The 12,266-nt window shown below is 68.5% G+C and carries 14 protein-coding genes and 1 tRNA gene; 1 reads left to right on the top strand and 14 read right to left on the bottom strand.

The window, feature by feature from the left end; all coding sequences use genetic code 11:
• Positions 1–77 precede the first annotated feature (77 nt).
• Positions 78–410, bottom strand: a complete 333-nt coding sequence (locus ABD172_RS07255; protein WP_344308302.1) for a small basic family protein — start codon at positions 408–410, stop codon at positions 78–80.
• Positions 407–1,435 (bottom strand): DUF881 domain-containing protein, encoded by a 1,029-nt coding sequence (locus tag ABD172_RS07250; RefSeq protein ID WP_344308301.1) that lies wholly within the window; start codon positions 1,433–1,435, stop codon positions 407–409. The genes ABD172_RS07255 and ABD172_RS07250 overlap by 4 nt, the downstream gene beginning before the upstream one ends.
• Positions 1,436–1,713: 278 nt before the next feature.
• On the opposite strand from ABD172_RS07250, the gene ABD172_RS07245 reads away from it, so the two are divergent.
• Positions 1,714–1,787: transfer RNA gene (locus tag ABD172_RS07245), tRNA-Pro, on the top strand.
• Positions 1,788–1,996: 209 nt separating this feature from the next.
• Here the strand turns inward: ABD172_RS07245 and ABD172_RS07240 are convergent.
• From ABD172_RS07240 to ABD172_RS07185, 12 genes are all read right to left on the bottom strand, one after another.
• Positions 1,997–3,148, bottom strand: coding sequence for a tyrosine-type recombinase/integrase (locus ABD172_RS07240; protein ID WP_344308299.1), 1,152 nt, complete (start codon positions 3,146–3,148; stop codon positions 1,997–1,999).
• Positions 3,149–3,209: 61 nt separating this feature from the next.
• Positions 3,210–3,425, bottom strand: a complete 216-nt coding sequence (locus ABD172_RS07235) for a helix-turn-helix transcriptional regulator (RefSeq protein ID WP_344308297.1) — start codon at positions 3,423–3,425, stop codon at positions 3,210–3,212.
• Positions 3,422–4,003, bottom strand: a complete 582-nt coding sequence (locus ABD172_RS07230) for a hypothetical protein (RefSeq protein WP_425546662.1) — start codon at positions 4,001–4,003, stop codon at positions 3,422–3,424. Before ABD172_RS07230 ends, ABD172_RS07235 begins: the two co-directional genes overlap by 4 nt.
• A gap of 83 nt (positions 4,004–4,086) precedes the next feature.
• Positions 4,087–5,865 (bottom strand): type IV secretory system conjugative DNA transfer family protein, encoded by a 1,779-nt coding sequence (locus ABD172_RS07225; RefSeq protein WP_344308295.1) that lies wholly within the window; start codon positions 5,863–5,865, stop codon positions 4,087–4,089.
• On the bottom strand, positions 5,862–6,374 hold the full coding sequence (locus ABD172_RS07220) for a hypothetical protein (protein WP_344308293.1): 513 nt from the start codon (positions 6,372–6,374) through the stop codon (positions 5,862–5,864). Before ABD172_RS07220 ends, ABD172_RS07225 begins: the two co-directional genes overlap by 4 nt.
• 38 nt (positions 6,375–6,412) lie before the next feature.
• Complete coding sequence (locus ABD172_RS07215) at positions 6,413–7,912, bottom strand: ATP-binding protein (RefSeq protein ID WP_344308292.1); 1,500 nt, start codon at positions 7,910–7,912, stop codon at positions 6,413–6,415.
• The gene (locus ABD172_RS07210) at positions 7,909–8,370 is read right to left on the bottom strand and encodes a hypothetical protein (RefSeq protein ID WP_344308291.1); all 462 of its coding nucleotides are present in this window, start codon (positions 8,368–8,370) and stop codon (positions 7,909–7,911) included. Before ABD172_RS07210 ends, ABD172_RS07215 begins: the two co-directional genes overlap by 4 nt.
• Before the next feature lie 32 nt (positions 8,371–8,402).
• Positions 8,403–9,194 carry a hypothetical protein gene (locus tag ABD172_RS07205; RefSeq protein WP_344308289.1) on the bottom strand — a complete coding sequence of 264 codons (792 nt, stop codon included), beginning with the start codon at positions 9,192–9,194 and terminating at the stop codon, positions 8,403–8,405.
• A gap of 80 nt (positions 9,195–9,274) precedes the next feature.
• A complete protein-coding gene (locus ABD172_RS07200) occupies positions 9,275–9,760 on the bottom strand; it encodes a hypothetical protein (RefSeq protein WP_344308287.1) in 486 nt (161 codons plus the stop codon).
• A complete protein-coding gene (locus ABD172_RS07195; protein WP_344308285.1) occupies positions 9,757–10,203 on the bottom strand; it encodes an HIT family protein in 447 nt (148 codons plus the stop codon). Before ABD172_RS07195 ends, ABD172_RS07200 begins: the two co-directional genes overlap by 4 nt.
• A complete protein-coding gene (locus ABD172_RS07190; RefSeq protein WP_344308283.1) occupies positions 10,184–10,669 on the bottom strand; it encodes a TIR domain-containing protein in 486 nt (161 codons plus the stop codon). The genes ABD172_RS07195 and ABD172_RS07190 overlap by 20 nt, the downstream gene beginning before the upstream one ends.
• Before the next feature lie 125 nt (positions 10,670–10,794).
• Positions 10,795–12,264, bottom strand: a complete 1,470-nt coding sequence (locus tag ABD172_RS07185; protein ID WP_344308281.1) for an SCO6880 family protein — start codon at positions 12,262–12,264, stop codon at positions 10,795–10,797.
• Positions 12,265–12,266: the final 2 nt, after the last annotated feature.

Below are 12,266 nucleotides of genomic sequence, written 5' to 3'. Positions count from 1 at the left end.
CGGCTCGGTCTGCTTCGGCCGAGGCGCCTCGGGGATCTGCGGGTCCGGCCCCACGGGCCGGTTCTCGGGCCCGCCGGTCATGCGCGGAAGAGCTGTCGGCGGATGGCGGCGGCATTCGTGAAGATCCGGATGCCGAGGACGACGACGACACCGGTCGACAGCTGCGAACCGACGCCGAGCTTGTCGCCGAGGAAGACGATGAGCGCGGCGACGAGCGCGTTCGAGAAGAACGAGATGACGAAGACCCGGTCGTCGAAGGTGCCCGAGAGCACCGCGCGCAGACCGCCGAACAGTGCGTCGAGTGCGGCGACGACCGCGATGGGCAGATACGGCGCGATCACGGCCGGCACCGTGGGATCGAGCAGGATGCCGGCGGCGATGCCGAGGGCGAGTCCGATGATGGCGATCACTGGCGGCCATCCTCTCCTGAGTCGGGGTCGGGGGTGGGGACAGGGGTGGATTCAGCGGCGGAGGTCCCTGCGTCGGGTGTTCGGGCGTACCGCACGGCGGAGGTCTCGGCGGCGGGGAGCTCGACATCCGCGGGCGACATCGTCGAGGTGATGCCGTACTCGCTGGACAGCAGCCCGAGGTACGAAGCTGCCGGGGACGCCCCGAACGTGTCCGCGAGGTCGTCCGGCCCGAGGGCCTCGACGGTGAACGGCGGTCCGATCGGGTCGTAGTTCACGAGGATCGCACCCCCGGCGGACCGGATGGACGACGTCGCAGTGAGGCGGTGCCCGTTGACGGCCACGGCCTCGGCGCCGGAGGCGAACAGACCGTTCGTGACGGTCTGGAGATCGATGTCCTGCACCTTGTTCGTGTCCTGGGCACCCGGGTCGGCGGCCCGCTGGTCCTCGAGCACGATCCGGACACCGGGACCGGACACGGCTCCGATGGAGGCCGCCGCAGTGAGTGCGTCGAGTGAGCGGGAGCTCTCGTCGGTGAGAACGTTCGCGCGGGCGTCGTCGATCGCGGTCCGGCGGACGTCGTTCGCGGCGGAGAGTTCCTCGTTCTCGACCCGACCGTCCTCGATCCGCGAGACGAGGGCGTCCTCCGCGCTCGGTCCCTCGACGACGCGAGTGAGCTGGAGGACCGCGGCGGTGAAGGCGAAGCCGAGGACGACGGCCATGAGGGCGAACGCAATGCGTGACAGCGGGGAGCGCGGGAGGTTCCTGGCCTTGACGAGTTCGTAGTCGGGTTCCGGGGTGCGACTCCAGAGGTCCGCGAGGAGGGACTCCGAGAAGGACTCCCGCGGTTTGCGGTCGTACTCGCGGGAGATGACGCGGCGCTCCGCGTACCGGCGGGCCCGTTCCGCGGCGAAGGACGCGGTACGCGAGGCGGTCCGGGCGACCGTCCGGGACACCGCACCCGCGGCGGGCACACGGTGTTCCGCACGGGGCGCGCGGCGCGTCCCGGGTGCGTCGTGACGTCCCATACGGTTCCTCTCGGTGCGATCCGGGGTACGGCCGGGACGACCCGGCTCTCGAGGGTCCATCGTGGCACATCCGCATTCCCACCAGCACCTGGAGGTGCGGGGCGGGCGTTGCGCACGTCACACCCGCACGATTTTGTGCCCACCCGGGATGGACATATAGTTGACGAGGTTCGTTCGCGAGAACGACCGGGCTATGGCGCAGCTTGGTAGCGCGCTTGACTGGGGGTTAAGGGGTTTATCCCGCTCCGGTCGGCCCGAACAACTGAAAATCCATGCCACGGGCTGTGGCGCAGCTTGGTAGCGCACCTGACTGGGGGTCAGGGGGTCGCAGGTTCAAATCCTGTCAGCCCGACGTAAAAGCCCAGGTGAGAGCACGTTTCTCGCCTGGGCTTCATCATGTCCGGGGGTCGTTTTCCGTGGTCCCCCTCTGGTCCCCCTGGGGTGGTGCTGGCCAGTCTCCTGCGGGCGGCCGGACCGCCTCGAACCCCCCGTCCTGTGGATAAGGGGACCAAAAGGGGACCAGAATGTATGCGCGGCGATTCCCGCTGAGGTCGGCGTGCATCACAGGCGCCTGGTCGAAGGGCCACTGTGCCGGGCATGCTTTCGCTGGCCGGCGGCCGAGAGGAAGGCGTTGGCTTGTTCAGCCGCCGATGCGAGATGCCGGTCGTCGGGGTGGAGGTAGCCGCGGGTGGTCTCCATTGAGGCGTGCCCGAGGATGTCTTGCAGAACATGCAGCGGGATGCCTGCGTCGGCCATCCAGGTCGCTCCGGTGTGGCGCAAGCCGTGCCGGGTGAGGTCCGGTAGTCCGAGCTTCGCCACGATGCTGTCCCAATTGGTGGCGTCGCGGACGGTCGCGGTGGTGAGGTAGCCGCCCTTCGGTCCGACCAGCAACGAGTCCTCGGGCTGCTTGCCCTCGGTGAGTCGTTCCAGCACGGGTCGCAGGGGTTCGAGGATCGGCACGCGGCGTTCTTTGCGGCTCTTGGTCGGCTTGGTGACCAGGCCGCCTTTGCCGGGGAACACCTGCCTGCGGATCACGACGAGGCTCTTGCCGAATTCCACGTCCCCTACCTGCAACCCGGACACCTCCGAAGACCGTGCGGCGAGCAGCGCGGCGAGCATCACAAAGTCGCTGTAGGACTGATGCACCTTCCCGCAGGCTCTGGCGAGGCGGTTGAGGGTCTTCATGTCCGGGAGCGCGTGCGCCCGCGGCGACGACTGCTCGGACGACTGGCCGCGGAAGGCGTTGCGGCTCAAGCTCCGCTTGGCGCGGTTCTTCGCGGGGTTGATCTGGATCAGCCCGTCCCGCACGGCCTCATCGAGCACCCTCACGAGCGGGGCGATGGTGTTCTTGATGGTGGACGCGCCGTGGCGCTGCTCCCACTCATCAATGGTGCGGTCGATGATCCCCGCGGTGAGCTGCGTTACCGGCAGGTGCCCGAGCGCCGGCAGCACCCGCAGCTTCAGCCCGTATCCGTAGGTCTCACCGGTAGAGGTCGGGTCCAGGCCCCGAGCCCACCGGTCACCGATCGAAGTCACGAACTCCAACAGCGTCATGGACACGTCCATGCCCTTGGTCGAGGAGTTGCGAAGCTGGTCGAAGAACTCGTGTGCCGCCGCTTCGTCCCGCACGATCTCCGACCTGGTGACACGGCGCTTGGTGGTCGGGTCGGTCCAGCGGGCCCGGGCGCGGATGCCGTAGGAACGGCGCTCCATGTCTGTGGAGACCTTCACACCGATCGGCGGCACCGGCTTGGGCTCGGCGGTCGGTTGCGACTCAGCTCTCCGAGGCATGATCGTGTTCCAACTTGGCCAGCCAGCGGTCCACGGCAGCGAGCCGGTACCGGGCGATCCCGCCGAGTCTCAGGAATGGTGGGCCGGAGCCGCCCGACCGCCACCGCGACAGCGTGGACTCCGACACCTTCAAGTACGCCGCGACCTCACGGCTGTGCATCAGCGGCGAGACCACCGGTGTCTCGGGTCTCTCGTTCACGATACTTCTCCGGCGTCCAGGTCAAGGTTGTTGTAGAACGCTTCCTCGGCTTCGCGGCGGGCGGCCACGTCGGCCATGACGAACTCCACGAACTCGGCGTCGCGGTCGATGATCGGCACGTCCTCGATCGGGTCAGCGGGTTCCTCGCCGGGCCAGACGGTCTGTCTCGTGGGACGGTCGTGGTCGAGCTTGGTGCCGCAGGTTGCGACCCACTCGCGGAGTCTCATGCGGGCGTCCGCGAAGTCCCGGTGCCAGCCGAGCGGTGCGGAGCCGTTCTGCTCGGGGTCGTAAGCGCAGAGCCAGTGCAGATGCAGCGCGCTCAGCTCCCACAGCAGCTCCGGGTGTCTGTACCAGGCGGGCGGGATGACCGTGGCGGGGAGGCCGTAAGTGTGCCTGAGCCAATCCACCCAGCGGTTGAGTTCCAACCACTCGACCTCGGCGTCGTCGGCGTTGAGCAGGTTCCAGTTGATCGGGTGCGGGGGCTCGGCGATCAGCGGGTCGTCGTAGCCCTCGTCCATGTCGTCCAGGTCCGGGTCGAGGCTGTCGCTCACGGTTGCGTCGTCGGGTGCGTCGGACATGCTGTGCTCCTGTCTGTTCCCAAGCCCACGGGTGCGCGGCGGGCTGTGGAAGCGAGGTGAACCCCGAGGCGTCTGGCGATTGCTCAGGCATCGGGGCGGCGCAGCAGCGCCTCGATCTCGGCGCGGTCAGCGGTGAGCTGTGCGGCGTCGGGACGCTTCGGCCACGGATGCAGGTCGGTGACGATCGGCGGTGCGGAGCGCAGCAGCACGATCCCGGTCCCGAACGGGAGCCGGCGGATGCGATCAGGCGGGAAGATCGGCACCCGCCTGATCGAGCGTTGATTGGAACGGGTGCCGTGATCGCCGAGGGTCACGGAGTCGGTGTATTCGTCACGTTCCCCGATCAGGGAGCTGAGGTCTTGCAGATCGCGAGAGCCGGAGGCACCGCCAAGGACGACTTTGACGATCGAGGCATCCCAGATCGCGTTCGCTTGGTTCTCGTTCCACTTGTCGCGTGCTTGGGCGAGGGATTGCAGGACCGGCATCGTCGTGATGCCGGTGCCGCCGCCTTCGGCCATGAGCGTCGGCAGGGACGGCAGAGGGCTGAGGTTGGCTATCTCGTCCAAGGCCAAGAGCATTGGCGGGTCGAGCCTGGCCCCCGGCGAGCGGGCGGCAAGCTGGCGAGCGGTTTCGATCAGGTCCTCTACGAGCGCGGCGACCAGCGCGGCGCTGGCTCCGGCCCCGGAGCCGGTGGCGAGCAGGAACAGGGTGCCGCGCTGCTGGATGAACGTCTCGGGATCGAAGCTCTCGCCGGGGCCGGGTGATACCGCGTCGAGCACCCGCGGGTCGGCCAGCGCCCCGAGCGCAAGCGAGACACCTTGCCAAATGGAATCGCGTGTCCTGGGGTCGGAGTCGATCATCGCTTCCAGGGACTCGGCCCATCCGGTCGCGGCCCGCGGCGAGCTGGTCAGGATCGCCACCGCGTCAGCGGCCGCGGTCGGGTCCAGAGTCCACCGGAACAGCTCGGACGGCGGCCGGTTGTCGAGAGCGGCGGCGTGCAGCAGAGCTTGGAGTGCCACTCTCGTCTTGCCTTCCCAGAACCCGCCGCCGTCAACGCCGCCGGAGGAGAGGCCGGTGCCGGCTGCGAGCCCAGTGGCGCGGATCATCGCGGTCTGCGGGGAATCGCAGCCCCGGATCGGTGACCACCGCATCCCAGCGGGCAGTCCCTCGGCGAGATGCTGGGGGTCGAAGATCGCGACCGGACCGCCCCGGCGTCGTGCGCGCAGCGTGGCGGTGAGGTTGTCCGGCCGGGTCGAGGTCGCGACGACCGCGCCGGGTGCGTCGAGGATCGCGCCGACCAGGATTTGTAGCGACTTGCCGGAGCGCGGCGGGCCGATAACCATGATCGAGTCCTCGACCGACGCCCACACGTCCACCCCTTTCGAGGTGCCGAGCCGGTAGCCCACATCGGTGGGCTTCGGATCAGCCAGACCCGGGCGAAGGTTCCCGGCGCGGCGTAGCAGCGCCTTCGCCGACGCCGCGCTCACCACTTCGTGCCGGGTGGCGACGCCGGCCATCCGGCGCGGGTCCTGCTCGACCTTGTGTGTGTGGCGGCGCATCCGCGACCATGCCCACACGCCGCCGGTGACGAGCGCGGCCAGCAGCAGGCTCGCGACAATCCAGTAGGCGACCGCGTTCAGCCCCGGCGCGTCGAGCGCCGAGGCGGGATCGCCCGGATGGAACAGCACCCCGACGCCGGAGGCCGGACCGCCCGCGGGCTGGTCGGTGCCCGTGACCCACGCCGCGACCGAGCCCGCGCCCCGGAGCACGAGGGCGATGCCGAACAGGACGACCAGGCCGATCATGGCCGCGTTGGTCAGCTCGTCCCCGAACGAGCCTGTCTGCCGGCCCTGGCCGTTCATGGCAGCCGCCGGATGATCGTGGTGCCGGAGATGCGACCGAACAGCAGCACTTCCACGACCCCGCCCGCGGCGTCAGGGGCGAGGCGGGCGGGGTCGATGAGGGCACGGGCCGCGCCGGTCCCGGCGGCATCGGTGTGCCCGGTGATGACGGCGACCGCCACGTCCTCACCCGGCACGAACCCATCGCCCTCGACAGTGAAGAACACCGGAAGCGGTGCCGGCTTCTCGGCCTCGGGCTTCGGCTGGGGCGCCCGGCGACGGCGGGGCGCGATGATGTCGGTGAAGCTCGTGCCGTCGCTCTCGCGAACCTCCACCCGCGCCGCGGTTGTTCGGTCGTTCGTGGCGCGGTCGATGATCTGACCGAACGAGGATCGCCGCCACCGTGGAGCGAACGGGTCCGGTTCCAGCGGCTTCCCATCAACGGTGACGGCCACCGTGCCGTCCGCGTGCACATCGAGCACGACAAAGGGAATGGATACCGGGACGGACTCGGGCTCAGACTTCCTCATGCCGCGAGGTGAGCCAGAACGCGACTGCCACCGCCCATTCAGGATTCGTGAACGTGCGGGGAACCTGTCATACGGGCTGTCGTGTCAAACGCGGCAAGTTCCGCGGGGTGGAGCTGGTGCTGCACGACGAAGCTCCGGTCCTTGATGCGCCAGAGGCCCTGCCCGGTGCCGAGCCCTGGCAAGAGGCGCTGTTCGGTGCCGGTGAGTCCGAGAGCCGCCGCGGTGGGGCCGAGCTGGTCGGTCTCCTGCCGGTACACGATCCTGGTCTCGGCGTTCGCCAGCAGACTGTTCGCCAGCGCCCGGTTCGCCGAGCCCATATCGCCGACGTTCTCCAAGTCGGTCAACTTGTGGAACACGAGCAGGTTTGCGAGCCCGTAGTGCCTCGCGAGTCGCCAGTGGGCGTCCATCCTCCGCAAGAGCGCCGGATGGCTCATCAATCTCCATGCTTCGTCGTAGATCACCCATCTGCGGCCGCCGTTCGGGTCGAGCAGCGCGGCTTCCATCCATGCCGATGAGCAGGTCATCAGCACCGAAATGAGGGTGCTGTTCTCCGTGACGCGGGACAGGTCGAGGCTGACCATCGGCAGCGACGGATCGAACTTCACCGTCGAGGGTCCGTCGAACAAGCCACTGAGGTCACCGAGAACCAGACGGCGCAGGGCGTGGCCGACGAGCCGGCCGTCTTCGGCGAGCCGGCTGTCCGAGTCATCGGCGGGATGAGGGCGCAGCAGCCGCTCGACCACCATTGGCAGGATCGGCACCTCGGCATCGCGCACTGCTCCGGCAAGGGCGGTGTCGATCGCGGTGTGTTCGAGGGGCGCGAGCGGCCGATTCAGCACGGTCTCGGTGAGCGCGCCGAGCAGGTCACGGCGACGAGCGGCGAGGGTGGTGGCCCATTCCTGATCCGAGAGACCGCCGGGCCGGTATCCCTCGTCCAAGGGGTTGAGGCGGTTGCCCATCCCGTGCCCGAGGATGATGGCCTTCCCGCCTACGGCTTCGGCGACGCCGGTGTGCTCGCCTTTGGGGTCGCCGGGGACGTAGACCCTGTACCCGAAGGGCAGGCTTCGTGTGTAGAGGCTCTTGGCGAGCGATGACTTCCCGGAGCCGACGATGCCGGCCAGGATCAGGTTCGGGGCGGTGATGAGGCCCCGCTGGTAGAGCACCCACGGGTCGTAGACGAACGACGAGCCGGAGTAGAGGTCCTGGCCGATGAACATGCCGGCCGATCCCAGTCCGGCCTCGGCGAGAAACGGGTATTGGCCGGCGAGCACGGCGCTGGTGTCCTGATGCCGGGCCAGCCGGAATCTGCCGGGCGAGCGGAGCATCGCCGGGCCAGGCTCACCGGCTGGCGGCAGGTAGATGGTGGCGCGGCGCTCGGCGCGCTCGGCTTCCGCCTTGGCTCTGGCTGTCTCCTTCTCGGCCTGCCGCTGCTCGGCGACCAGCCGCGTGGCCGCCTGGCGGCGCTGCTTTCGCAACCGCCGTCGCTCCGACGCGGGAGCGACGAGGACCGCGGTGTGCAGCTTCTCGTCGCGGCTCACAGCGACCGCCGCCGTTTCCTGGCGACCCAGCCGCCGGGAGGACGCTCGAACCACGACAGGTCAGGCGCCGGCCGTGACTGTTGCTTCAGCGGGTCGGAGAGCTGTTCTTCCTCGGCCAGCAGGGTCAGCGCGTCGGCGTTCTGCCGAGCGGTCTCAGCCGTCCAGCCGGGGAACAGCCCCTGGTGCTCGGGCGTACTGCCGGGGTCGTCGATGGCGTACTGGCGGGCATCGCCGGCGGCATTCAGGAACGCGGCGAGGTCACGCATCGCGCGCTCGGGGGCTACCGAGGCACCGGCCCCGGTGAACAGGTCCCGGCCTTCGAGCATCTGCCCGGTGGCGGTGTCCTCGATGCGGTGGGCGTACCGCTGGTGCTCGCCCAGCGGAGTATCGGGCCAGACCGTCAGGCTGAGCGTCCCTGCCTGAGCGGTCGTGCGAGTGGTGGGCTCTGTGCTGTCCATGCCGAGCAGGTGCGCCCTGCTCGTATCCGGCGCTACATCGACAGGTCGCGAGCCTGCTTGACCGCGGCGACGCCGGGATGCTCGAACCAGCCGCCTTCGCTGACGGCGCTACGCCGCCCGGTCGTCTCGCGTGTCGGGGTCGAGTGTCGCGCCGGGATGTGTGCTTCGGTGGGCGGGTCGATGGCGTCTTCGGCGCGGATCAGGTGCCTGCGGTAGAGGCCGACGTGCCCGGCCTGCGGGTTGTAGGTCATCGCATAGTCGCCGGTCTCGGCCCGTCGATCCCCGGCGTAGGCCGGGGCGCTGTCGTGGACATCGCCGTTGGTCATCGCCGCGTCGGTGGTCTCGGTGCCGTAATCCCACATCGACAGATGCTCGATACCTGCCTCCGCGCCGCCTCGGTCGATGAGGTCGAGCGTCTGGTGGGCTTCCTCTCCTTGGAGGAACACGATGCCGACCCATCGCTCCACCGTCCGGTCCTGCGGGTTCCACACGATCCGGCCCGAGTGGGTCATCGCGGCGTTGAGGCGGTCGTCGGCCTGGTCGATGAGCGTTGCGGCCTGGTGCAGCTCGTCGGCTGCTGCCAACGCCTCGGCCGCGCCGCCGCTGTACTCGCGGGACTCGTCGGTGACGTGATGCTGCCGGAACAGATGGGCGTTCGCGAGCTGGTCCAGCACCTGCCGCATCGCGCGCATCCCGCCCAGCAGCTCGCCGATCACGGCGTAGGTGTCGGACGGGTCCTCGAAGGTGCGGCTGGCGTGGGCGAGTCCGCGCAACGCTTCATGGGATTCGCTGGCATCGCGGGCGGGATCGGTGAACGTGGGCATCGCGGGCCTCCCTCATTGGTGTGTGAGGAAGGTGCGATCGAGCGTCCACGATGTGTGGGGTCGTGGTGGAAGGTACGCGACTATGGCGAGACGATCACGGCGCGGATATAGATGCCAATGCCGATCAGCAGGAGTGACCCGTAGAAGGGCAAGATCGACCATGAGGACCACACACTCCACGCGGGAAACCATCGACCGATCAATGTCCGCAGTCGCTGGCGCCAGCTCGCGGCTTCGGGGATTGGATCATCGGCTTCCGACGGGTCTAGGGAGAACAGAGGAACCTTACGAGTTCCCTTCGCCACTGTGTCGTAGAGGCGTCGATAAGCGCGCTCCTGGCGCAGGTAGTTGGCATCGAGGAACATGAACAGCGCGACGGCGGCGAGCCCGAGCAGGGTGACGGCCCGTGAGTGCTGGGTGAGAGCGAATCCATAGGTCGCAGTCACCACCGGGAGCAACCATCCCTTCGCGCCGGATGAAGCTGCTGACATGCGCGTAACGACAGCTTGGACGAAGTCCAAGTGCTTGCGCCGGTCTTCGTCTGAGGGGCGGCCGGCGTCGGTCACGTCGCACTCACCGCTCTGCATTCGGCGCGAAGAGCTTCCCAGGCGTCGTCCTTCTGTTCCTCCGTGTAGTCGGTCTCTGGTGGCCAGATATGACCGATTGGGTCGCCCTCCCAACGGGGAACTAGGTGGACGTGCAGATGAAACACGGTCTGACTCGCGGCCTTGCCGCTCGATTGGATGATGTTCAGCCCTTGCGGGTTGATGGCTCGCCTGACAGCGGCCGCGAGTTGCGTCGTCGCTCCTGCTAGCTGCTCAGCAGTCGCCCGGTCGAGGGACCAGATGTCGGCGATGTGCTTACGGGGAATCACAAGGGTGTGCCCGAGTGTCGCGGGATTGGTGGGGAAGAAAGCCACCACATTCTGATCGCGGTAGACCTCGCGAGCATCGGGATCGTCCCGATCGACAATCTCGCAGAAGGGGCAATCAGGATCGCTTGTAGGCATTGTCGACCCATGTCGTGATGTTCGCCTTGATGTCCGCATAGACAGCCTGACTGTTCGATCCACTGGGGTTGTATACCGGCACATAGTCTCCGACCGTGCCGCCGCCCTTCAGCGAGACCCTACTGAACGGGTTCTCTCCAAAGGAGTCGGTGTAGCCGTTGCGGTCGGCCAATCCGTGGATGCGGATGCCGACAAGCGGCTTGTGGTTGTCCCATGCGTAGGCGATTTCGTGGCGAACCCAGGGACGACTAGCGGTTTGAGCACCGATCAGGACCACGACTGCCGACTTGTACGCCATCTGGTCGGCGATCCACTTCTTGATCGCCGCGTCGCCCTGCCGCTTGACTTCCTCCCACTTCTGCGCGTTGAGGATGGTCTGCCCCTCTAGGGCGCCCATCTGGATCACCTGCTGGACGCGCCAGGCATCGCGGTCGTAGTGGAAGCTGTAGAAGACTGACTTGGCCATGCTGGACTCTCCCGTGTGTGCGGTCGAGCCTTCCTCAGACCGTTGGATCAAGCCTACGGTGGGGCACCGACTGTCGATGAGCTCTAGGCCGGAGCGTCACTTTGGTCCGCGCGGACTCGATCAGCTCACACGATTCGGCACAGCGGCAGGGCCGCTGCCGTGAACCCGGCGGCCTGCTGACCGACGAGCCGTCGTGTCTCGCAGGAGGCTTGGATCGCGGACTGCTCGATCGCGGCGGTCGCGGCTTCCAGCTCGTCGAGCGTGGGAGCGGAGACGCTGACGAGGCCAGAGACGCGGAGCACGCCATGCCCGGCGGTCAGGTCGGCCTCCTGTTGGAGCACGTCTTGGTACTCCGCCGTCTGACTGGCGTCCTCGATCTGCCCCATCCTGGCGCGCTGCGCCGCGTCCGAGATGTGTTCGACCTTCTTCTTGCGGATGTCACGCGCCGCTTGGTCAGAGCGCATGGGCGTATAGAGCAGCGACACGGACCGTTGGATGCCGGTCGAGAGCAGCACCGGGGCGAGGAAGCCGGGATAGACCATCGACCGCGGCCACTCCGATACCCACAGGACGGTGTGCCAGGCGGAGTCGGTGCGCAGGTTGCCCCACGTCTCGGTGACCGCGACCGGGCCGGCGGCGGCGAGTTCCTGCCCGAGCCGGCCGTGCCGTTCCAGCGTCGCAGCGACGGCCGGGTCATACGCGGAGCGCAGGATAACAGCGACCCGGCCGGGGCCGAGCCACCCGACCGGGGTCAGGTCCGCCGACCGCAACGCCGCGGTCAGGGTCGCCATCTCCTGCCGGAGCACCGCCGCCGCGCCACGGATGCCACCGCCCGCGGCCCTGATCTGCCGGGCCGCGGTCTTCATGTCCAGCGACAGACTGATCGTCGTGGCGTGGCGTTCCCCAGCGGGGCCGGCCCGCTCGATCAGCTCGGCGTAGGTCGTCGCGGCCCAGGAGTCGTCTGCGGTGCCGTGCTCAGCCCACCACTCAGCCAGACCCGAGCCCGAGTCCGGCAAGGTGCGTTCGAGCACTTGCAGGGTCGCGATCCTCCCGGACCGGCACACGGTCGCGAGCACGCGCCCCCAGGAGGTGACCCGCCGCTCCTGCTCGCCGGGGTCCAGCAGCACGAACGCGGGATGCGTGACCTCGCAGACCACCGTGAGCGTGGCCTGGCGGGGGTCGTGGATCATGCACGCCCCGGTCTCCGGGTCCAAGTGCTCACGGAGCCGGGCCATGTCGCCGGGCAGCGCGAGATTCCCCGCCGGGCGGGGCTTGACGATCCGCCGCCGGTAGAGCAGTTGCCCGCCGGTGGAGCGCCACAGCCACCAGAGCGCGACTGGGAGCCATTCGACCATCGGTCGCCCGGCGATGGGCACCCACGTCAGCACGACGGCGAGCAGCCACACCGGGGCGGTGTAGGCCAGCAGCATCCCGGCACCGCCGTAGAACGCGGCCAGCAGCGTCAGCCCGCCGATAGCGAGCGTGATGAGCTGCGCGACCGAGAGCCCGAGCAGCACGCCCCGGCGAGTGAGCCGGCTGAACTTCATCGGCGTCAGCTCGCTCCCCGGCGTCGTCCGTTCCGTCGTTGCGGGCATGG

The organism is Brevibacterium samyangense (genome assembly GCF_039529845.1).
In the GTDB taxonomy this organism is placed as follows: Bacteria; Actinomycetota; Actinomycetes; order Actinomycetales; family Brevibacteriaceae; genus Brevibacterium; species Brevibacterium samyangense.
Note: the sequence above shows the minus strand (reverse complement) of the source record. Positions and strands in the feature narration are given on the sequence as shown.

Excerpts from the sequence above, each read along its gene's own strand:
- ABD172_RS07250 (WP_344308301.1), bottom strand. The coding sequence starts at position 1,435 with ATGGGACGTCACGACGCACCCGGGACGCGCCGCGCGCCCCGTGCGGAA.
- ABD172_RS07240 (WP_344308299.1), bottom strand. The coding sequence starts at position 3,148 with ATGGAGCGCCGTTCCTACGGCATCCGCGCCCGGGCCCGCTGGACCGAC.
- ABD172_RS07230 (WP_425546662.1), bottom strand. The coding sequence starts at position 4,003 with ATGTCCGACGCACCCGACGACGCAACCGTGAGCGACAGCCTCGACCCG.
- ABD172_RS07225 (WP_344308295.1), bottom strand. The coding sequence starts at position 5,865 with ATGAACGGCCAGGGCCGGCAGACAGGCTCGTTCGGGGACGAGCTGACC.
- ABD172_RS07220 (WP_344308293.1), bottom strand. The coding sequence starts at position 6,374 with ATGAGGAAGTCTGAGCCCGAGTCCGTCCCGGTATCCATTCCCTTTGTC.
- ABD172_RS07210 (WP_344308291.1), bottom strand. The coding sequence starts at position 8,370 with ATGGACAGCACAGAGCCCACCACTCGCACGACCGCTCAGGCAGGGACG.
- ABD172_RS07205 (WP_344308289.1), bottom strand. The coding sequence starts at position 9,194 with ATGCCCACGTTCACCGATCCCGCCCGCGATGCCAGCGAATCCCATGAA.
- ABD172_RS07195 (WP_344308285.1), bottom strand. The coding sequence starts at position 10,203 with ATGCCTACAAGCGATCCTGATTGCCCCTTCTGCGAGATTGTCGATCGG.
- ABD172_RS07190 (WP_344308283.1), bottom strand. The coding sequence starts at position 10,669 with ATGGCCAAGTCAGTCTTCTACAGCTTCCACTACGACCGCGATGCCTGG.
- ABD172_RS07185 (WP_344308281.1), bottom strand. The coding sequence starts at position 12,264 with ATGCCCGCAACGACGGAACGGACGACGCCGGGGAGCGAGCTGACGCCG.